Raw genomic sequence first — 20,837 nt, 5'->3', positions numbered from 1 at the left:
GGCGGTACCGATCGAGGCGGTGCCCTGGTCGTTGTACCCGCTGGGATCCATGACCCCCCACTGAAGTGGCCGGGTTTGCTCGTCGAGCGGCCGCCGGTCCGGTGCGAGCCGGCTACGCGACGAGTTCGAGGTGAGCGCCCTCGACCTTGCCGGTGCTGCCCGCGCGCGTCAACAGGCGCGCAACCGCCTCGGCCACCTGTCTCGGCTGCTCGAGAATCACCGAGTGACCGGCGCCGTCGACCAGCACCAAGTCCGAATACTCGACGGCGGCGGCCATCGCGACAGAATGCGACGGCGGCGTCATCAGGTCGGCCGAACCGCACAGCACCAAGGTCGGGATCTCCGACAGAACGGCAAGCGCGTCGGTTCGGTCGTAGACCATGAAGTCGCTCAAGAAGCTCGCCATCGTCACGATCGGCGTCTCGTTGCGCATCGCGTTGGCGAGGGTGAGCACGCGAGGGCTGACCGCGCGATCGCCGAATTCGGCGGTACGGACGAGCGGGGCGAGGAACCTGCAGGCCGCCAGCTTCGCGCGGTGCATCGCGCCAGGAGCACGTCGCACGGCAGCCTGGAATGCGGAAACGACCGGGTTGCGCAGGAGGCGGCCGAAGCCGGCGTCGGCGAGCCCGCTCGCCGCGGTCGCGATCAGGGCGACGCCGATGATGCGAGTGCCGATCTCTTGCGGGTACTGGCTGGCGTAGGTCAGCGCGGTCATGCCGCCCATCGAGTGGCCGACGAGGACGACCGGCCCGGCGGGAGCGACCGCGTCGAGAACGTCCCGTAGGTCGTGTCCGAGCTGCTCGAGGTTGTAGGTCCGCCCGGACGCCGCGGCGGAGTCGCCGTGGCCGCGGTGGTCGTAGGAGACGATCCGGGCGCCGGTGTATCGGCGCAGCAGTGCGTGGCGGACGTAGGCCCAGGACTCGGTGCGCAGACAATGTCCGTGCAGGAGCACGACCGTGAGGTCCGCATCGCGCGGGCCGTACTCGCGAACTGCCAGTGCCACACCGTCTTCGGTGCAGACCGTGGCACGACGCTCCGCCGGGGTGGCGATTGCGCTGGAGATCGACATGGGAGCCTCCGGTCTGCTGGCGATGACAGGTTCAACTGTCCGCCAGCCGCGCCGCCGGTATCAGGCCCCCGAGTGATGGGGTCCGTTCCCCAAGGGGGAGCAGATCACCACCTAGGTGTATTGCCGCCCCCGGATCAGCGCGGCGGTCGGTTCATGTCCCGGTTCATCTGCGGGATTTCGATGCTGATCGGCATCCGTAGTTCGGCCAGGTAGATCAGCGCTGCTTGCCGGAGGAATTCGTCGAAGAGCCAGTAGGCATCCGGCGCGAGTGGGACAACGGGGAGCAGGCCTTCGCGGACGGCGATGAAGGGTCCCCAACTCACTCGCAGCAGCGGGTCCCAGACCGGTTCCCTGGGGATGGCCAGCCCATCGGCGATCGTGTCGCCGAGCAAGAAGCGGGTGAACGCGCCGAGAACCGGCTTGCTGAGGACGGCGAGATCGAGGTTCGCGCCGAGGCGAAGGAGCCGGTCGGCCAGTTTGGCGCCCTCTGGAGTCGGAGCCAGCACCGGGTCCAGGACCTGCCGGGCCTGGGCATCGGCCTCGTCCCACGAGGCCGGAATGTACTCGTCGCGGATGCCGAGCATGTGCGCGCACAGCTGCCAGGAGTGCAGGAAGGCCTCGGACTCGGCGGCGGGTATCGGCACCTGCCACGCGGTCAGATGCTTCATGACGGTCGTGGGCAGGCTGTGCCAGGTGACCATCATGTCGTTCTGGCTGATCGGAACGTCCTCCTCGGCGGAGTGCACCCAGTACGGGGACTGCGGCAGCAGGTGACGCACCGCGGCATGCACCAGCCGGGTCTTGAGACAGGTGACGACCATCTCCCCATCGGGGCCATAGGCGTTCGCGGTCCCGATGTCGTAGCCGAGTTTCGCGGTCTTGGAGATGCGGTCCTTCAGATCGTGGCCGCCCTTGGAGTAGTAGACCGCGCGCGCCTCCTTGGGAATGACCGTGCTCATCATGCCGCTGGCCAGCCCGTACAACACACCGAGATAGAGTCCTCGCTTCTTGTTGAACTCGACCGCGGTGGCAAGCTTGCCGTGGTCGGTCCACAGCGGCAGCTGACGGGCGTACTCCATGAAGTCCCGCAAGTCCGGCGGCAGACCCGCAGGCAAGGGCTGACCGTTCCTGGTCCAGGTCCGCAACAGGTCATTCACCCGGGGCACGTCACCCCTGTCGAGCAGTGCTGCGACCAGCTCATCGGCCTCCGGGTCCCACACCCCCATCGGATCGGCCCCGGAGCCGCTACCTGCGACCGAACCCTGCGGCGACCACGTCCACGGCTCCGCCCGCACCGGGCTCACCATGGCCAACGCGCCGAGCGCGCCCAACATCCCACCGGCCTTCAACGCATCGCGTCTGCTGAATCCATCCATGTCTTCGCTACTCCTCATCGAGTCCGAGCACCACCGTGACGATGCCGAGAGCCAGCAGTGCCCGCTTCGTGCTTTCGTTACTAGAATAGTCATTAACTTAGCAACCTCTTCGCCGTGTTGTACGAACTTTGCGGGATTTACTTTCGGTCAGGGCCGACTGAGCGAAATCGGCCACGGCAACGATCAATAGACCTTGTCTAACAGCATGATCACCGGAACTTTGCCGGAATCGCTCAACGAGATGATGCCGAAGAGCGGATCGGACAGCAGCCGAACTCCGCCGTACCACGCGCGACAAACTGAAGATAACGACTAGTCACTTGTAGACTCAGGTGGCTGCCTCGATGGTTGGTCCGCGCCGTGTTCGGACGGCGAACCCGCAGCCCGTTCGCCATCCTCCGCACGGCGGTCCCGCAGGGCGAGGAACACGACGACAGCGACCACGAGCAGCGCGGGCAGGAAGGCGGGTATCGCCACCAGGATCGAATGATCGGCCAGCACGTCCACGCCGTCGTAGCCATAGATCATCGCGAAACCGCCGATTCTTCCGGTGCCGCCGTCGGGCCCACGTGCGGATACCGGTCGTTGATCCGTGCCGCACCCCAGGACAGTGCTCCGACGAGGACGAGGCTGCACACCAGCACGACCAGCGATGCCGCGCCGAACCACCAGGACGGGTGGTCGAACGATCGCTCCCGCTGCAACAGGGTGATCTCGGAGATGAACGGCCGGGTGAAGGAGGCCGGCGCGGGGATCTCCGCGGCGCCGATCCCCGGGTCGGCGGCCAGGAAAATCGGCGCCGCGGTCAGTACGCGACCATCCTGCATTCGCAGGACCGTCTTCCATGTGCCGTGTGCCGGAACAGGTTTGGTCGACACATAGTGGCCGGGGCCCACGCGCTGGAGCTGGTCGACCACCAGACCGCGGCCGGGACTGCCGCTGCCGATCCCGCCCTGCCAGGCCAGGATCTGAACCCATTCGGGATCGGAGCCGACGAGACCAGCAGGAGTAACACGGATGTCGGCGAGCACCATTCTCCCGCCCGGGTCCGATTCGGCCTCGCGCAGTGTCACCGTGGCTACGGCCTGTTCCGGAACGTCGATGACCAGCCCGTTGGCGGTCGCGGCCGCCACGGTCACGACCGCAGCGATCATCAGACCGCGTCGCACCGGTGGGCGTGGCAGCGCGTCGCCTCGCAGCACCATGCCCAGCAGCGCGCCGACGACACCGCCCGCGATGCCGGTCGGCACTGCCATCGCGAGAAGTTCCGGCCACATCGCCCTCGGCCACGAGTCGACGAACATCGCACGGACCCAGAGGGATTCCAGCCACAGCCCCGCCGTCGCGATCCCGAGTCCGCAGATCGCACCCCACCAGATCGGCCGCCGGGCCAGCGGCAGCAGCGCCAGCAGTTCCACCACGACGGCTGCGCCGAGATACAGCGGGAAGACGTTGTGGGGCGCGTCGATGACCGGCCCGCCGACCAGCACGGCTACCACCGCGCGGACGAAGGCGGCGAACAGCACCACAACCAGCGTGCTGCCCGGACCGAGGGTCGCGCGGGCGGCGACGAGGGTGACGGTGGCCGCGACCACGATGAGCATCGGCTGCAGCACGAGCCGGAACTGCGGGACGCCGAAGTCGAATTCGACTTGGAACACCGACAGGCCGATGAGCAGCCCGCCGAAGGCAAACGACCGCAGCAGCCACATCAGCCGCCCGTCGGTGCGGCCGGGATCGGGCCGGTTGTGCCTGCCCTCGAACTCCAGCAGCAGCACGCCGACCAGCGATAATCCGGCGCCGCCGATGAGCATCAGATGCGTCGGTCCCCAGAGCGTGACGTCCTGTCCGAACAGCCGATGCCAGATGTCGTCGAGCGGGAACCCGATCAACGCGTAGAGGCCGGCACCGGCGATCAGGATGCCCCCGACCGGTGCGTACCAGGTGCGGGTGACGCGCACCGCCGCGGCGCCGGGCTGCTCGTCGAGCGGGAGGACGATCGCCGACATCCCGGCGGTGAACAGGAAGAACAATCCCGCCAGGATGAAGTAGTGCGCCGGATTCGCCAGCGGCCCCGCATCGCGACCGTTGCCCACGTGCAAGCTGACATCCCAGATGAAGCCCAGCAGCGCGGTCAGGATGGTCGCGAGGAACATCACCAGCGGGAGCGCGACCCAACCAGGCCGGTTGCACAGTCGCCCGAGACGGTCGGCGAGCCGCTGCAGCCAAGTGATGCGGCGGGTCCGGTGCAGATACCCGGCCCACAGCAGCAGGAGCGCGAGGACACCTGCGGCACCGGTCATGACCGCCACCTGGTCCAGCGCCGCTCCACCGCCCTCGGTGCCCGGAGCGGCGAACCACATGATCTCTTCTTGCGCGATGTCGGGCATGAGCGCCTCCAGCACAGGAAGCACGTATATGTGACGTACAGTATCACGAAAGTCGCCGCCGCTGAAGCCGGTCGACGTGAACGGTCAGGAATCGAGAAGCGCTGGTCACCGCGCCGTAGCTAACGTCTTCGCCACAGAGGTCCGCCCGGCACTTCGCCGGGACGCGGGCTGCTCGTAGCCGAAGGAGGACGCGATGAACTGGAACAAGCGGGTTCGGCCGATTCGACCGACCCACAGTCCGGACAGCCGGACGAACGTTCGTCGGCGACGCACTTGCTAGTCCAGTACCGCCGTCGCCTCGACTTCCACCATGATGTCCGGCTCACCCAGAGCCGAGACGCCGAGCAGCGTGATCGGCTTGACGGGATCGATCCCGAGCTTCGCGGCGGCGCGCCCGACCCCTTCGCCGAGCAGCGGCATCTTGTCCGGCGTCCAGTCGACGACGTAGATGGTCAGCTTGGCGATGTCGTCCCAGGAACCACCGACCTCGGCCAGGGCCGCGGCCACATTGAGATATGCCTGCTCGACCTGAGCGGCGAAGTCGCCCTCGCCGACCTTCTCGCCGTTCGCGTCGCGGGCCACCTGGCCCGCCAGGAACACCAGTTTCGATCCCTCGGCGATCGAGAGCTGGCGGTACACCTCTGGTTTCGGCAATGCCTCGGGATTGACCAGTTTCACGGCCATGGTCCACTCCTTCGTTCGTCTCGGTCCGCGGTGCGGCACTCGGCGCAAACCATAACAACGCTATGCTATTTTGCGCCATGGCACGCAGCAAGAATCCCCGCATCCGGTCGATGCTGATCGAACGAGCCGCGCACATGCTCCGGATGCGCCGGCCGGTGACATTGCGCGCCTTGGTCGCGGGCACCGACGTGTCGACCATGGCCGTCTACACGTACTTCGACGGCATGGATGGGTTGTGGAAAGCCTTGCGGCAGGAGGGTTTCACCCGCTTGGCCGGGAAACTCGCCACGGTCGCGACGACTTCGGACCCGGTCCGGGACCAGGTCGCGCTCGGTGCCGCGTACTTGCGCAACGCGCTCGAGAACCCGGACCTCTATCGCGTCATGTTCGACGCGAGCTTCGAACTCGAGGACGCTACGGCCGCCGACGAGACGCTGCACCGCTTGGTGCACGCGGTGCAGCGAGCGAAAGCCGATGGCCGTTTCCGGGCCGACGTCGACCCGCTGGAGCTCGCGACACAGGCATGGACCATCGGCCACGGCCTCGCCACCCTGGTCACCTCGGGACCGCTGCCGCGCGAAACCCTCGCCTACGGCGTGCCGATGCTCACCGCACTGTTCGTCGCCGCGGGCGACGATCCCGAGCGATGCAGACGCTCGGTGGAATCCGGCTGGGACGTTCTCCCGTCATGAGCCGGGGCGGGCCGCCTGATGGCGTGCCGCATCGTTGCCAGAACGCCGTCGTCTAGGTCGTCGCCGGTACGCGGATTTCGTGCGCTCGCGCGATAACCGTGCTCAACCCGTATCCATTGATCAGCGGTATTCCATAGCGGTGTTCGAACTTGGTTTTGAGTTCGATTCCCGCGTGTTCCATGCAGCAGATCGCGAACCGCACCGACTCGTTGTTCGTCCGCAGGTGGCCGGGAAGGTCGGACAGCGCTGCGAAGTTTCCCGGGACCGCGGAAAGGTAGGTGGGGCGGCTGTGTTCGATCCGCTCCGAGAATCCCTCCGGGCTGAGCGGGCCCGCCATGGTGGCGCGACCCCCGGCGATCAACGGTGACAAGGCACCGACCATGATCCCGCTCACCTGCCACATGGGCAGGGTCGACAGGCTGTGGTCGGCATCGCTCAGCGCGAATACCTTGATCACCAACTGGCACATTGCCTCGAGGTTCCTGTGGTCGAGCATCGCTTGGTTCCCGGTGCCGAGGTAGGTGATGAGCGCCGGTCGCTCGTCGCCGGGCGGCGCCGCATCGATGGTGTCGGGTGCTGCCGCGGCGAACTCGCGGGCAGGCGTGACGACGACCGGCAAGGATATGTCCGGAGGACGCGCAGCGGCGATGAGAACTTTGGAGCCCGCGTCAGCTATCTGGTAGCCGGCCTCCGCGTCGGTCAAGGATGGGTCGATCAGGGTCGCCGTGGCACCCAGGCGCCACGTCGCGAACAACGACACCACGAGGTCGACGGTGTCGGGCAGCATGATCGCGACGACGTCGCCGGTCGTGACGCCCGCCGCGCGCAGGCAAGCCGCGGCCCGCTGCACGGTCGCCAGCAATTCGAGGTTGTTCAGTTCGTTGCGGTCGTCGGCAAGGGCGGCTGCCTGTGGTGCGGCCTGGGCACGACGATCCAGGAGGGTCGAAAGTGTCATGCGATCTCCTCAGTACCCCGGGTACAGGGCTCATTGAAAACGGTAGAAATCGCGCGGCGGATCGGCACCGTCGTGCATCGACTGAATTCGTCGCATCTTTTGTCCCCGGAAGACAGGATCGACCGCCTGATTCACCGCAGCGGTCACGGCGATGTAACTATCATCAGGTTGTGACGACTTTTCGTCGCAACGGTGATACCGAGGTGGGCCGCTGTGTCGCGAGAATCGCCGCCCGCATGAACGAGCGGGCGACGGACATCAGCGCGAGTATCCACCGTGGACTCGAGGAAGAAATCCCTGAGCTGCGTGCGGATGTCCACTCCGCCGAGCTGCTCGGGTCCAGCGTGCAGGCCAATCTCGACACTCTGGTGCACGCGCTGAAGCACGATATTCCGGCGGCTCGAATCCACCTGCCTTCGGTGGCGATCGAGTACACCCGGCGTTTGGCCCAGCACGGCGTCCCGCTCAATGCCTTGATTCGTGCATATCACCTCGGCCAGCGGCGGGTCACCGAACTGGCTTTCGCCGAACTGCAGGGCGCAGACATCGCGCCGGTCGAACAGTTCCTCGCTGGACAGGCGATCACCACCCGGCTGTTCCAGTACCTCGACCACGTTACCCGGCAACTCGTCGCCATCTACGACGCAGAGCGCGAGCAGTGGTTGGAAACCCGCAACAGTGTCCGCGCGCTCCGTGTGCGCGAGCTGCTGGCGGGCAAAAAGATCGTCGATATCGACGGCGCCGTCGACCAGATCCACTATCCGCTCCCATGGCACCATTTGGCGCTCATCGTCTGGTATCCCGACACCGGGGCCTACGGTGACGAACTGGCCGAGCTGCGGCGATTCGTCCGCAAGTCGGCGGAGGCGGCGGGAACCGCCGCGGCCCCACTCTTCCTCGCGGCCGATCAGATGAGCGGCTGGGCGTGGCTGCCGTATCGGTCGGCGCAACCGGGCGCCGTCGCCAGGGTCCGTGATTTCGCGGCCGCCCAAGCCGATGCCCCATCGGTTGCGATCGGCACGATGGCCTCCGGAATTCTGGGATTCCGGCGGTCGCATCGCCTGGCCCAAGACGCGCGTTCGGTCGCCATGGCGCGAGGAGACGCCGAACCGCGAATCATCGCGGCCGAAGATCCCGGGCTGTCGGTAGCGGCCCTGCTCGGTGACCGGATCACGGAAGCCTGGGAATGGGTCGGCGAGGTACTCGGCGATCTGGCCGCCGACAATGACAACGACGCACGGCTACGCGAGACACTGCGGGTATTCCTGCGCACCGGATCGAGCTACAAAGCAGCCGCCGCGGAACTCGACCTGCACTCCAACTCGGTGAAGTACCGGGTCGCACGAGCAGTGTCGCGGCGCGGCAGGCCGATCGCGGACGACAGACTCGACGTCGAACTCGCCCTATTGCTCTGCCAGTGGTTCGGGCCACCGATCCCGCATCCGGCCACGGCGTGACTCAGCCGACGCTTCCTCGGGCCAACCGCTGTACCCCGACTAGGTGTCGCGACGGTTGGCCACCATCGAGGAAGGCGAGCCGACATACCTTTCGGGCAGCTTGAACCGCGGTGCCCAGTCGATCGATGCCCTGCAGCAGTTCAGCCCGATCGGCGTGCGGTGACCAAGAGGTACTCCCACTCCATCCGCCCATTGCCCAGGTCGTGCCGGGAACCGAGATCCGCGAGTGCGCGGTCCAGTTCCGCGACCCGGTCGGGGTCGGCGGCAATGGCCTTGTACACCGCGACCGTGGGTCCGTAGTGGGCCTTGAAGAAGTCGCGGAACTCCGTGCCGTCGCCGAAGCGATCGATGACCGCCTTTTCGCGCCGCAGCTCCAGGTCGGCGACGCGATCGCCCAGTAGCGACCGGACATGCGTCTCGTCGCCCCACTGCGGAGGCGGCAGCGCGCCGGGCGGGGGCGGCGGAGCGAACGGCTTCATCGTGGCGAACATCTGCCCGATGAACCCGGTGGGTGTCCAGTTGATCAGCCCGATCGTGCCGCCCGGCTTGGTGACGCGCACCAGTTCGCTCGCGGCCGCCTGGTGGAATGGCGCGAACATGACGCCCACGCAGGAGATGACGACGTCGAACGCGGCGTCGGCGTAGGGCAATGCCTCGGCGTCGGCTTCCTGCCACCGCAGGTCGACGCCCCGCGCGGCGGCGATCTGCCGACCTGCCTCGAACAGCTCCGGCGTCAGGTCGCTCGCGATGACGTCCGCACCGGCCTCCGCCGCCGGGATCGCCGCGTTCCCGGATCCGGCCGCGACGTCGAGCACACGCTGCCCCGGACCGATGCGGCAGGCCTCGACAAGACGGCGGCCCAGTCCGGGGATGACTTCCGAGGCGACGGCCGAGTAGTCGCCCATTGCCCACATTGCGCGCTGCCGCTTCTTGAGATCGGTTGGGCCGGATTCGGTCATCTGATGCTTCCTCCGCAGTTGGGCCTGAACGCTGCCGAAGATGGCTCGAGCTGTCGCTCTCTTGCTGACTGTTGGGCTACGACTGTTCTCTCAGGCCCGAGGGGAGTTCACCGCAGCCTCGAGCATGTGTCCTGCCGAGCAGCTGTTTACCCGGCAAAGGTCCCGGCAAACGGGGACCGCCGACGCGACCGACCAGCATCTGCCCAACGCCGCTGATTCCCTCCCGCACCGAACCCGGGCCGCCGAACCGATCAGCATGAGCTGGATAAACGCACCGGCGAGTGATACGGCACCCGTCACTGGATATGAGGTAGATCGAGGGTGTCGAACCGGTGTGTGGACCAGATATGGCGCGAGCGTTCCTCGGGGTAGGGCTGCGTGATCGGCTCTGCGGTGTAGACACGGGTGGATCGCGTGTCCGGATCGTAGGCCACCCAGCCGGGGTTGCCCGTGGTCGCGAAGTTCAGCCAGTCGGTGCGCATGTGGTGGGCAACGCGAACGGCCTCGTCCGCCGCGTTCGGAACGGCGGACCGATGGCTGCGCAGGTCGTCGGCGCTGAGCGTGCCGAACACGAGCAGGTTGTCGAGACTGTGCGAGGCGCCATGTTCCCGGTTGTAGGCCCAGCACAATTCGTAGGCCCAGGCCTGCCCGCCGCCGGCGTGTTGCGCCTCTGCCAGATGCAGGCTGGGCATCCGGAACAGCCAGTCGGAGTTGACGAGTTCATCCAGTTCCCCGGGGCTCGCCTCGGGATAGGCGTCGCGGTAACCGCCGCTGCCGCCGGCGAAGGGCGCGAGACGCTCGAGTGTGGCGGTTACCTGCTCATCGGTCACCTCGCTGCCGGGCCGGGCAGTGAACAGACTGTACTCGTCACGGGTATGCCCCACGAGCAGGTCGATGCCTCGCGCAGCACCCCTGGCGAGCGCTCGCCATGGCGCGTGCGGGAGGAGGTCACCATCGACGACGGGTGAGAACGGTGTCGGGGTCAGCGCGGTAGGACCCCAAGATTCGGCGAGTCCCGGCATCTTCTGCATGATCGAGCCCGTCGCGTCGGTCAGCGCGCGCGGAGGGATACCAGCCAGCTCACCCACGGTGGCTTGTACGCCGAGTTCCGCGGCGATGGTCGCGGAGATGGTGGCGGCGAGCCTCGGGGAGAAGTAGGTGCCCGGGACGCTCTGCGCTATCGCACGACGAAACAGCCCCGCGGCCATCGGCATGGTGAGTAGCGCCGCAATGCAACCCGCGCCGGCGGACTGGCCGAAGACGGTGACGTTGCCCGGATCGCCGCCGAACGCGGCGATATTGTCCTGTACCCACCGCAACGCGGCGACCTGGTCGAGAATGCCGCGATTCTCCGGCGCCCCGGCGATGTGGGCGAAGCCTTCCACACCGACGCGATAGTTCATGCTGACCACCACCACGCCGGCCCTAGCAAGAGTCGCGCCGTCGTGGTGCGGGTTACTGGAGGTGCCCTCCAGGTACTTGCCGCCGTGGATCCACACCATCACCGGCAGTCCGGCGGCACCGAGGTCAGGTGACCAGACGTTGAGGGTCAACCAGTCGCCGGAATCACCGGTGCCGCCGGACACCGACGACATCGTGCAGCCTGTCTGGGGAACTGCCGGACCGAACTCCAGCGCCTCGCGCACGCCGTCCCACGGCCGCGCCGGAACGGGGGCGGCGAACCGTCGTGGGCCGACCGGTGGCTGGGCGTAGGGGATGCCCCGGAAGACCGCGACGGCGTCCTCCCCCCTGCCACGTACGACTCCCGCAGCCGTGCGGACGTCAGGATCGAAATTCACTCGGAGGTACTCACTTTCGTTCGCTGGGTCATCCGCTGAGTGGGTCGTCGATCTCGTCGGCGAACGCCTGCCACCGCCCGCCGCTCAACCGCATCGGCGGCCACGAACGCCGCCCCGGAACCCCGAGTGCACCATATGCCCTGGATCTATTGGCTCTCAACAGAATTCGGCGCGGACCCCGCTGCCCCCGTCGCCAGTCCGCCGAGGAGGTCGTGTACGAGACGAGTCGCCTGTGCGCGAGCCAGGTCAGGGTGATCGGTGTCGGCGATGGTCAGCGACAGTTCGGTCAGCGCGCCGTAGAACGCGCCTGCGACCAGTTCGGCGGGGTGTGGCCGGATGAGTTCGGCATCGAGTAGCGCTCGTACGGCGTCCACGACCAGTCCGCCGAGGTGCTGCTGATCCAGTTCGCGCCAGCGCGGCCAGCCCAGTGCGAGCGGGCCCTGTAGCAGCACGATCTGGCGGTAGTTCTGCTCGGCACAGATGTTCAGGAATTCCGCTACCCCGCGGTCGGCGCGCTCGAATGGATCCGAGCTCGACGCGATTGCTTCGCGGATCCGCTGTGCCGCTCGGCTCTGCAGCTCACTCATGACTGCTTCGAACAGACCGCGCTTGCCATCGAAGTGGTGGTAGAGCGCGCCGCGGGTCAGACCGGCCGCGCGAACCAGTTCCTCCGCCGAAACGTCCGCATAGTCCCGTTCGGCGAACACGCGCAGCGCGGTATCGAACAGCGTTTGACGAGTGTTCTCCGCGTATTTTGCCCGAAGCGACTCCATACGCCATGGATATCACATACAGTATGTATTTCAGATACATCATGTATGAAGGCAGGTCGCGGTGCAGAAGTCAGTGGATACAGTGGTGGTGGGGGCCGGGATTGCGGGGTTGGTGGCCGCCCGCGACCTGGTCCAGGCCGGACGCGAGGTGGTCGTGCTGGAAGCGCGGGACCGCGTCGGTGGGCGGCTGCTCAATGCCGAACTTCCCGGTGGCGCTCCGATCGAGGTGGGCGGCCAGTGGGTCGGACCGGGACAGGATCAAGTACTCGCGCTGATCGATGAGCTCGGCCTGGCCACCTTCCCCACGCACACCGAAGGTCGGCACATCGCCGAAATCGGCACGGCCCGATCGGTGTACACCGGTCGCATACCCCGGCTGAACCCCGTGGCGCTGGCCGATGTCGCACAGGCCCAGTGGCGACTCGACCGCCTCGCGCGGCAGGTCGCGGCGCGGGAGCCGTGGCTGGCCGAGCAAGCCGAATACCTCGACGGCCAGACATTCGCCACCTGGCTTCGGCGCAACGTCCACACCTCCGGTGGCCGATCCTTCTTCCGGCTGATCACCGAAGCGGTGTTCTCCGCGGAACCGGAGGACCTGTCCGCACTGTGGGCCTGCTTCTACGTCGGCGCGGCGGGCGGGCTGGACGCATTGATCGACACCGCGGGCGGGGCGCAACAGGACCGTGTCGTCGGCGGCTCGCAACGCATCGCACTGGCTTTGGCCGACGAACTCGGCGACCGAATCGTGCTCGGCGCTCCGGTCACCGAAATCACTTGGGACGCAGCGGGTGTCCAGGTATCCGCGGGAAGGACCACGGTCCGGGCCGCCCGCGCGGTGATCGCGGTGCCACCACCGTTGACCGCACGGATCCGCTTCAGCCCTGGCCTTCATGGCGACCGTGACCAACTCGTCCAGCGCATGCCGATGGGACGGGTGATCAAGGTCAATGTCGCCTACGAGGAGCCGTTCTGGCGCCGTGACGGGCTCAGCGGCCAGGCCAACAGCGACCATCGGTCCTTGGGCGTCGTCTTCGACAACACCCCGCCCGACGGTGCGCCCGGAGTGCTCGTCGGATTCCTCGAGGGCAAGCACGCGGATACCGCCAGTCGATTGGATCTGGCCGAGCGTCGCTCCCGAGTCATGACCGATTTGGCCGGATACTTCGGACCACAGGCCCAGCACCCGATCGCCTACATCGAACGAGACTGGGCCGAAGAGGAATTCAGTGGCGGGTGCTACGGAGCGTTCACCGCGCCGTCAACCCTCACCCGGTTCGGTAGTGCGCTGCGCACCCCTATCGGTCCACTGCATTGGGCAGGCACCGAAACCGCCACTCGCTGGGCGGGTTACATGGACGGCGCCGTGGAATCCGGTCACCGTGCCGCCCGCGAGATCTCGCGTGCCCTCATGACGCATGCCCACATCTAGCTATCCGCCGAAACCGTCGCGGACCTCGCTCACCGCTACGGAACTTCCGATTCCAGCGTGTGGACACCTCATTCGGCAACACTCGCCGAACCAGTTGTGGGCGCCTCCGATGTGAGAACTCGTCGTCCGGTAGACCGATAGGCGTTTCGACGACCGGACGAGCGAGGGACATGCCCACAACACCCGGTCCAGGTGTCACACGGACCGGGCTCAGGCCGACGCGACCTCCCATGCGAACCCGTCCGGGTCTGTGCAGGACCCGATATCGCCGCCGATGACGATCCGATGCGACCCGGTGCCCTCCGAAGCGACGCCGGCATCCTTGGCGGCGGCGCGGCGCCCGTAGAGCGCCAGCTTGACCGACGACGACGGGGCGTCGAACTCGACGTACTTGCTGCCGAAGCTCTTCGCCACGGTGAGGCCACGGTCGAGGTAGAACTGCTTGGTCGCCTTGACGTTGTCGACTCCGAGGAGCAGCACGAACTCGTCGACCTTCCGGGTCGCCGGGCCGGTGTCCTTCTTCGACGACGTCGCGACCTTCCAGATCGCCCCGTCCGGAGCCTGGACGACACCGCCGTAACCCCAGAAGCTCTTCTTGGCCGGTTTCAGCGTCGTGGCGCCCGCGTCGACAGCGGTGCCGATGAGGCTGTCCACGGTGCTCGGCTGAGACACCACGAGCGACAGGATGAAGCCACGGAACCCGCTCGTCGGCGCCTCCGAGGCGCGCACGCGCAGCTGGTCGCCGAGACCGAACGCGGCGGCGTAGAAGGCCGCGCCGGCCGCGGGATCGGGCATCTCCAGGATGACGGACTCGATAGTGGTCTGATCAGCGGTGATGTTCATGGCACTAACGCTAGGCGCGGCCGGGCGACCGGCGCTTCTCGATTCCTGACCGGTGTCGTCAGCTCACAGTGGGAGCGCGAAGGTCGGCTCACGAATCTCGCGAGCCGACCTCGCCGATAATCAGCCGGGCAGACCGGCCTCGATTGCCTCGATGATGCGCGGGCGCAGTTCGGAGGCGCGGATGATGGCATCGACCGAACCCACCTCGACAGCGCGCTGAATACTGTGCACGCGGTCGAATTCGGCGGCGACATCGCCGAGTTTCGCCGCGCGGACCGACGAACGGACTTCGTCGAGTTCCGCGGTCAGGGCCGCGCGGTCGGTGCCGGATGCGTTCGCGGCGCGCGCCTCCAGCTCCCGCACTCTCGGATCGGTCGCGGTGCGCGTGTCGACCTCACCGGAGAACACCACGGCAGCCGCCGGGGCGCCGCCCAGTACCGACGCGAACGAGCCTTCCAGTGCCAGCACGGTCATATTCGGGTTCAGTGTCTTCGAGAACACCACGAACGCGCCGCCGTGATACCGGGAGATCACGCAGAACACGATGGGGCCTTCGAAGTTCACGATCGCGCGGCCGATCTCGGCACCGTACTCGAGCTGCAGCTTGCGCATCGACTCGGGCGAGCCGTCGAAACCCGACAGGTTCGCCAGCACGACCAGCGGCCGATTACCGCTGGCGGCGTTGATCGCCCGCGCGGCCTTCTTCGACGACTGCGGGAACAGCGTGCCCGCGGTATAGGTGTCCGGGCCGTCGGTGGGCGTGAAGCCGCGTCGCGGCACCCCCCGTGACTCGATGCCGAGCAGGCACACCGGGATGCCGCCCAGATGCGCGTCCTGCACCACCGCGGTTTCGGCGTCGGCCATCCCCGCCCAGCGTTCCAGCACCGGGTGGTCCTGGTCGGACAGCGCCCGCAGCACGGTCCGGATGTCGAAGGGCTTCTTGCGATCCGGGTTCTTGGCGGCGGAGAAGATCTCGCCGACGGTGGTGAAATCACTGTCGGCCACCACATGCGGGAAATCGGAGACGTCGCGATCGACGGGGTCGCTGGTCTGCGCCCGCCGCGGCGACTGCTCACCGGGTGCGATGTAGGTGTGGTCGTAGTGCGACATCAGAACGTCGCGCGCGGCGGTCAGGCTCGGCGCCCAGTACTGCCCCTGACCGTTGGGGCCCATCACCCGGTCGTAGCCGCCGATGCCGAAGTTGTCCTCGGCCGACACACCGCCGGAGAAGTCCAGCGCCTGCTTGCCGGTGAGCACCATCGCCGAATCCGGCGTCATCACCAGGATGCCCTTGGTGTGCATCAGCATGGTGGCCTCGGCGTTCCAGTACGGCTGCGCACCGACGTTGATGCCCGAGACCACGATGTTGATCTCGCCGCCGTCCTGGGTGAACTCGACGATCCGCTTGAGCGCCGCCGCCACCCAGTCCATGTTCTCCGTGCCGGACTTCATCGAGATCCGGGCGCCGGAGGACAGCGCGTACCACTCCAGCGGCACCCGCATCTGTTCGGCCAGATCCATTGCGGCGATCACACGGCGGCACTCCGGTTCCGACAGAGCACCGAGCGATTTCGTCGGATCCCCGAGCAGAACGACCCGGGTGACGCCCTGCGGATGCAGCGCGGTCGGCGTGGTGACCACGCCCGCGACGATCGCCGCGGTGTTGTGCCCCTCGGGCCGGTCGACCGGCACCAGCGCGTGGTCGGAGTCGAGGTCGTACTCGGCGAATTCGCCGAGCAGACCGGTCAGCTCGTAGGGATACACGGTGTTGCGGCTGCGGGCCCGCAGCACCTTCTGCCGGTACTCGTCGAGCGGCTCGACCGGGTCGTCGGTCCGCCCGTTGACGGTCACCTCGGTGCCGCCGGTGGCATCGAAGGAGATGTGCACGGCGACCTTGATCAGCTCGCCCGTCTTCGGGTCGCGCTGCCGCGCGATGATCAGGATCTCCTCCAACCCGGCGCCCGCGGTCGTCGGCTCCACGCGTTCGACGATGGTCTCGAACTCGGCGGGGGTGAGATCCAGCGGCGGCCAGATGTACACCACGACGCGGTTGGTGTTGAAGCGTTTGGCCGACGGCCGCCGCGACTGAGCCCGGCGAATCGAGTCGACGCAGGTGGCGATGGTGCCCTCGGCCGTCGGCAGTGCGAGCAGCCTGCCGTCGTGCTCGCGCAGTGCGGCCAGGTCACGCACCTGCGCGAACGCGACGAGCCGCTCGTCCGACGGATTCTCTTTCGCGACGCACCGGAACAGGTAGACCTCGTCGTTGTCCGAGGACGGCAGCCGGGTGAGGTCGAACTTGCGCAGCCGCATCATCTGCATCCGCTCCGCGATGTACGGGTGCAGGCCGCGGATCAGTCGTTCCTCGGACATGCCGGTGGCAGACGGGCGGAAGGTGAAGTGATGGTGCATCACGGCGCCGCCGCTACCGGCGACCGTGGCGGTGATCCGATGCACCTGCTTCGGCAACCGTTGCGCGCCGAGCACATCCTGCAGCGCCGCGGCCATGGCGTCGAAGTCCTCGGGCTGCTTCTCCCAGCCGAGATAGATGTCGGCCTCGATGGACACCGCGCCGGTTGCCAGCTCGGTGAGCCCGCGCAGCACGGTGTCGAGCGCGTCGAAACTCACCGCGGCGGACACCAAGGTCAAGCCCCGGCGCTCGGCGATCACGAATGTGCAGCCACCCACCTCGTGGGTGCGGACTCCGGTGAGTCCCTTGTTGCCGTAGTACCGCCGGGTCAGCACCTCCAGCATGACCGTGTTGTCCGGGTTGCCGCGCACCAGCCGCTGGCCGAGCAGCCGTACCAGCGGCTCGGTGCTACGCACCATGTCGGCGACGCGGTCGGCGCGATCGGCGGCGTCCGGGTGCGCGTCGAGGTGGCTCAGGTGCTTGCGGACGTTGGTGTACACGCGAGCGCGGTTGCGCCGCAGCAACGGCTGGCCGAACCAGGCGTACACCAGGCCGCGCGTCAGGTCGGCGATCACGGGGAAGCGCACCTGCGTCGCCGCTACCACCCGCTCCAGCGCCAGACCGACCGGCTCGCGCAGCGCCCGGTCCGGCACCGGCTCCCCCAGCCACTCGCGCAGCAGGGTCGTGATCACTGTGACGATGTCGGACGGACGCTGCTGAACCAGGAAGATCCGGAAGACCGCGACTTCGAGGTCGGAGGAGCGTTCCAGATCGGTGACACCGTAGTGTCCGAGCGCCTTGGCGAGCTTGGCCCGGTACGACTCCGGCAGCCCGGCCCGCTCGACATCGAGGCTCTGCAAGTAGGTGTGGAAATACTCGCGGGCACTGTGCACATGGCCGTGGCCGCCGTCCTCGTCTCCCGACCGGTGGTGGCTCAGTTCGGCGAGGTCGGCGAATACCTGCACGAGTTCGAGTTCCTCGGCCAGCGGCCTGCGGTTGTCCGCGATGGCCGCCCGGCGAGCAGCGAGGTAGTCGTCGAGCACCCGGAGGTCGTCGTGCGGGTCGACGTCGAAACCCAGCAGCAGGCTGCGCAGGTCCTGCTGGCCGCGGGCCAGTCGCTCGTGCGGGCGGACCGGGGTGGGCTCGCCGGGCAGGTCCAGTTCGATCGACTCGACCGGAGCATCCTCCGCGGCCTCGCCGCCCTCGGCCAGCGGTTCCAGCCGCAGCATCGGTGCGCCGGTCTCCACCTGGGTACCGACGGAAACACTGCATTCCTTCAACCGGGCCCGGAACGGCGCACGCAGCACCGTTTCCATCTTCATGCTCTCCAGCACCAGCACCGGCGCGCCCGCCTCGACCTCGGCGCCGATCTCCAGCGGCGTGGCGACGACCAGCGCGGGGGCGGGCGCACGGACGACACCGCCTTCGTCACGGCTGATCCGGTGTGTCACACCGTCCACATCGACCAGGTGGATCGGTCCGTGCGTGCCGGTGATCACGCGGTACCGGGTGCCGTTGACGACGATCTGTCCGGCGTGCCGGTCGAAGCGCTCGAGATCGACATCGGCGGTGTGGATATCGCCACCGGCCTCGATACCGATACGGAACCGATGCGCGCCGATGCGCGCGACGCGCACGCGGTAGCCTGCGCCGCGCAACTTCAGGTCGAGCGGCCGGCCGCTCTCGTGCTGCACTTGCGGGCGTCCGCCGGATGCGGTGGACAGCAGCCGATGCCGCTCGACTCGCTCTTCGTCCTCGTAGGCATCGATGGCGGCGGCGGCCAGCGCGATGGCGGAGTGGCGGTGCGACACGAGACGGCCCGCACCGCGAACACGGTCGATCCAGCCGGTGTCCGCGCTGGCGTCGATCACCTCGGGCTGGTCGAGCAGGTCGAGCACGAAGCTCTTGTTCGTGGCACCGCCCTCGATGACCACCCGGGTCTGCGCCACCGCCCGGCGCAGCCTGCCCAGCGCTTCGTCCCGGTTACGGCCGTAGGCGATGATCTTGGCGATCATCGAGTCGAAGTCGGCGGGAATCGTGTCGCCCTCGCTGACACCGGTGTCCACGCGAATGCCCGGCCCGGCCGGCAGGTCCAGCCGCGCAATGCGGCCAGGGGCGGGCGCGAAATCGCGGTCGGGGTCTTCGGCGTTCAGCCTCGCTTCGATGGCGTGCCCACGTTCCGCAGGCGGCTCGCCCTCGAGCCGGCCTCCCGATGCCACCGACAACTGCGCGCGAACCAGGTCGAAGCCGGTGGTGTATTCGGTGATCGGGTGCTCGACCTGCAGGCGCGTATTGACCTCGAGGAACGCGAACAGCTTCTCACCGGGGTGGTAAAGGAACTCGACAGTTGCCGCACCGCGATAGCCGACCGCTATCGCCAGCCGCTCGGCCGACCCCTTGAGCTCGGCCGTCTGCTCGGCGCTCAGCACCGGTGACGCCGACTCCTCGATGACCTTCTGGTTGCGCCGCTGCACCGAGCAGTCGCGGACGCCGAGCGCCCACGCGGTCCCCTGGCCGTCGGCGATCACCTGGACCTCGACGTGCCTGGCGCCGGTGACCAGCCGCTCCAGGAACACCACGCCGCTGCCGAAGGCCCGCGCCGCTTCCTGGCAGGTGCGCTCGTAGGCATCGACGAGCTCGGCCTCGTTCGTGATCACCCGGATACCGCGGCCACCACCGCCTGCGGTCGCCTTCAGCATCAACGGGTAGCCGATCTCGGCCGCGGCCGCTACGGCGGCCTCCACCGACTCGACCGCACCGCGGCTCCACGGCGCGACCGGCACGCCGACCTCCTCGGCGATCAGCTTCGCGCCGATCTTGTCACCGAGCTTGCGCATGGCCTCCGGGCTCGGGCCGATGAAGGTGACCCCGATCTGTTCGCACAGCTCCGCGAATGCCGGGTCCTCCGCGACGAAACCCCAGCCCACCCAGGCGGAATCGGCTCCGGTCTCCACCAGGGCGCGCTCCAGAACCTTCAGATCCAAGTATGGGCGCGCAGCTGCCGGACCGACATCATAGGCGATGTCGGCCTCCCGCACGAACGTCGCGTTCCGGTCGACATCGGTGTGCAGAGCAACGGTTTCGATCGGTAGACCGGTCTCCGCCGCCAGATCTCGGACAGCGTGAATAAGGCGCATGGCGGCCTCACCCCGGTTCACGATGGCGATGCGGCTGAACACTCGCCGGCTCCTTTCACTTCACAGCTCTGACCCCGTCGGACGAGGGATTACGACTTCCGGCTCCGCGTAGTGTGCACCCTCTCTCCACATACGTGTACAGCGTTCGGGTGTTACTCGCACGTATCGTGGGCAATGCCTCGCCGGAGGCCATGACAGCGGCGGAGAAGTTCCCCGGCCGGCTGGCTTCCAGTACCGTACCTGTGATCGGATCGTAGTCGAGCGAATCGTTGCCCGCGGCGCGCTGCGGCGCCCCATCCGATGGCCGGCGGCAGCGGGAAGCCGTGAAACGCTCCGCCGCAGTGTGGGAGGTGATCTGTGTGGCCGACATTCTCGATGTACTGCACGCTCGCTGCGCTGAGGTCGCGGGCGAGGCGATCCTCTCCGGAGAGGAGCACCCGACCCTCACCCTGACCACACGCGAAGTAGCGGACCTGCTCAACCACATAGCCGAGCTACGCCGCCGCTACTACGACATCGACCTCGCATACCGCGAACTCGACCACCAGCACACCGTGCTTCGCGGCGCGAGCAGCGATGCCGCCGCATCATTGGATCGGATCCGCGCCGTGCTGGAGCAACGCACCGCCCACCCGGAAGCCCATGCACGCCAGGCATGTACCATCGCCCGCTTCGCCGCCCAGAACCTCAGTGCCGCAAGCCTGAACACCGAAGGAACGGCGAAGTGACAACGGCGTCTGGGGGACCGGAGGAGCCGAACCCTCGAAAGCTCGCGAAACCCTGACGCGGAGGCGATGACCCGGCTCGTGTGGTCTTCTTCGATCGCGACTTGTGCGGTGATCGCTGCGATGTGGGGGCGTGAAAGCT

General features: G+C 67.5%; 15 protein-coding genes. 4 read left to right on the top strand and 11 right to left on the bottom strand.

Annotated elements, in window-relative coordinates; genetic code table 11:
* Window positions 1-112: 112 nt before the first annotated feature.
* The 5 genes from NA4_RS25385 to NA4_RS25365 all read right to left on the bottom strand — a co-directional run bounded on the left by NA4_RS25385 (window position 113) and on the right by NA4_RS25365 (window position 5,519).
* Window positions 113-1,069, bottom strand: coding sequence for an alpha/beta fold hydrolase (locus NA4_RS25385; RefSeq protein WP_067474983.1), 957 nt, complete (start codon window positions 1,067-1,069; stop codon window positions 113-115).
* 134 nt (window positions 1,070-1,203) lie between these two features.
* Entirely contained in the window at window positions 1,204-2,445 is a 1,242-nt protein-coding gene (locus NA4_RS25380) for an oxygenase MpaB family protein (RefSeq protein ID WP_067474980.1), read from the bottom strand.
* Between the two features lie 312 nt (window positions 2,446-2,757).
* Window positions 2,758-2,973 carry a hypothetical protein gene (locus NA4_RS25375; protein WP_067474977.1) on the bottom strand — a complete coding sequence of 72 codons (216 nt, stop codon included), beginning with the start codon at window positions 2,971-2,973 and terminating at the stop codon, window positions 2,758-2,760.
* Entirely contained in the window at window positions 2,970-4,835 is a 1,866-nt protein-coding gene (locus NA4_RS25370; RefSeq protein ID WP_067475008.1) for a hypothetical protein, read from the bottom strand. Before NA4_RS25370 ends, NA4_RS25375 begins: the two co-directional genes overlap by 4 nt.
* Before the next feature lie 276 nt (window positions 4,836-5,111).
* The gene (locus tag NA4_RS25365; RefSeq protein WP_067474974.1) at window positions 5,112-5,519 is read right to left on the bottom strand and encodes a RidA family protein; all 408 of its coding nucleotides are present in this window, start codon (window positions 5,517-5,519) and stop codon (window positions 5,112-5,114) included.
* A gap of 77 nt (window positions 5,520-5,596) precedes the next feature.
* Between NA4_RS25365 and NA4_RS25360 the strand changes: the two genes are divergently transcribed.
* Window positions 5,597-6,211: a TetR/AcrR family transcriptional regulator gene (locus NA4_RS25360; protein ID WP_067474971.1), complete on the top strand. Its 615-nt coding sequence runs from the start codon at window positions 5,597-5,599 to the stop codon at window positions 6,209-6,211.
* A 52-nt stretch (window positions 6,212-6,263) separates the two neighbouring features.
* On the opposite strand, the gene NA4_RS25355 is transcribed toward NA4_RS25360, so the two are convergent.
* On the bottom strand, window positions 6,264-7,166 hold the full coding sequence (locus NA4_RS25355; RefSeq protein ID WP_067474969.1) for an AMP-binding protein: 903 nt from the start codon (window positions 7,164-7,166) through the stop codon (window positions 6,264-6,266).
* A gap of 170 nt (window positions 7,167-7,336) precedes the next feature.
* Between NA4_RS25355 and NA4_RS25350 the strand changes: the two genes are divergently transcribed.
* A complete protein-coding gene (locus NA4_RS25350) occupies window positions 7,337-8,623 on the top strand; it encodes a PucR family transcriptional regulator (RefSeq protein ID WP_067474966.1) in 1,287 nt (428 codons plus the stop codon).
* A gap of 140 nt (window positions 8,624-8,763) precedes the next feature.
* Here the strand turns inward: NA4_RS25350 and NA4_RS25345 are convergent, their stop codons facing one another.
* From NA4_RS25345 to NA4_RS25335, 3 genes are all read right to left on the bottom strand, one after another.
* Window positions 8,764-9,582 carry a class I SAM-dependent methyltransferase gene (locus NA4_RS25345; RefSeq protein ID WP_067474963.1) on the bottom strand — a complete coding sequence of 273 codons (819 nt, stop codon included), beginning with the start codon at window positions 9,580-9,582 and terminating at the stop codon, window positions 8,764-8,766.
* A 296-nt stretch (window positions 9,583-9,878) separates the two neighbouring features.
* Window positions 9,879-11,381 (bottom strand): carboxylesterase/lipase family protein, encoded by a 1,503-nt coding sequence (locus NA4_RS25340; protein ID WP_067474960.1) that lies wholly within the window; start codon window positions 11,379-11,381, stop codon window positions 9,879-9,881.
* A 146-nt stretch (window positions 11,382-11,527) separates the two neighbouring features.
* Window positions 11,528-12,154, bottom strand: a complete 627-nt coding sequence (locus tag NA4_RS25335; protein ID WP_067474957.1) for a TetR/AcrR family transcriptional regulator — start codon at window positions 12,152-12,154, stop codon at window positions 11,528-11,530.
* 61 nt (window positions 12,155-12,215) lie between these two features.
* Here NA4_RS25335 and NA4_RS25330 point away from each other — a divergent pair, with 61 nt between their 5' ends.
* Complete coding sequence (locus tag NA4_RS25330) at window positions 12,216-13,583, top strand: flavin monoamine oxidase family protein (protein ID WP_067474954.1); 1,368 nt, start codon at window positions 12,216-12,218, stop codon at window positions 13,581-13,583.
* A gap of 210 nt (window positions 13,584-13,793) precedes the next feature.
* Here the strand turns inward: NA4_RS25330 and NA4_RS25325 are convergent, their stop codons facing one another.
* Together NA4_RS25325 and NA4_RS25320 are read right to left on the bottom strand one after the other, a co-directional pair.
* A complete protein-coding gene (locus NA4_RS25325; protein WP_067474951.1) occupies window positions 13,794-14,426 on the bottom strand; it encodes a VOC family protein in 633 nt (210 codons plus the stop codon).
* A gap of 120 nt (window positions 14,427-14,546) precedes the next feature.
* Window positions 14,547-20,012, bottom strand: coding sequence for an ATP-binding protein (locus tag NA4_RS25320; protein ID WP_067474948.1), 5,466 nt, complete (start codon window positions 20,010-20,012; stop codon window positions 14,547-14,549).
* Between the two features lie 317 nt (window positions 20,013-20,329).
* On the opposite strand from NA4_RS25320, the gene NA4_RS25315 reads away from it, so the two are divergent.
* Window positions 20,330-20,698 carry a hypothetical protein gene (locus tag NA4_RS25315; RefSeq protein WP_157129290.1) on the top strand — a complete coding sequence of 123 codons (369 nt, stop codon included), beginning with the start codon at window positions 20,330-20,332 and terminating at the stop codon, window positions 20,696-20,698.
* Window positions 20,699-20,837: the final 139 nt, after the last annotated feature.

This window comes from Nocardia amamiensis NBRC 102102 (genome assembly GCF_001612745.1).
Lineage (GTDB): Bacteria > Actinomycetota > Actinomycetes > Mycobacteriales > Mycobacteriaceae > Nocardia > Nocardia amamiensis.
This window is presented reverse-complemented; position numbering and strand designations above follow the sequence as displayed.

What these genes read in the sequence shown, in the direction of transcription:
- NA4_RS25325 (WP_067474951.1), bottom strand. Translation starts at nt 14,426, where the DNA reads ATGAACATCACCGCTGATCAGACCACTATCGAGTCCGTCATCCTGGAG.
- NA4_RS25345 (WP_067474963.1), bottom strand. Translation starts at nt 9,582, where the DNA reads ATGACCGAATCCGGCCCAACCGATCTCAAGAAGCGGCAGCGCGCAATG.
- NA4_RS25365 (WP_067474974.1), bottom strand. Translation starts at nt 5,519, where the DNA reads ATGGCCGTGAAACTGGTCAATCCCGAGGCATTGCCGAAACCAGAGGTG.
- NA4_RS25375 (WP_067474977.1), bottom strand. Translation starts at nt 2,973, where the DNA reads ATGATCTATGGCTACGACGGCGTGGACGTGCTGGCCGATCATTCGATC.
- NA4_RS25360 (WP_067474971.1), top strand. Translation starts at nt 5,597, where the DNA reads ATGGCACGCAGCAAGAATCCCCGCATCCGGTCGATGCTGATCGAACGA.
- NA4_RS25355 (WP_067474969.1), bottom strand. Translation starts at nt 7,166, where the DNA reads ATGACACTTTCGACCCTCCTGGATCGTCGTGCCCAGGCCGCACCACAG.
- NA4_RS25385 (WP_067474983.1), bottom strand. Translation starts at nt 1,069, where the DNA reads ATGTCGATCTCCAGCGCAATCGCCACCCCGGCGGAGCGTCGTGCCACG.
- NA4_RS25380 (WP_067474980.1), bottom strand. Translation starts at nt 2,445, where the DNA reads ATGGATGGATTCAGCAGACGCGATGCGTTGAAGGCCGGTGGGATGTTG.
- NA4_RS25335 (WP_067474957.1), bottom strand. Translation starts at nt 12,154, where the DNA reads ATGGAGTCGCTTCGGGCAAAATACGCGGAGAACACTCGTCAAACGCTG.
- NA4_RS25370 (WP_067475008.1), bottom strand. Translation starts at nt 4,835, where the DNA reads ATGCCCGACATCGCGCAAGAAGAGATCATGTGGTTCGCCGCTCCGGGC.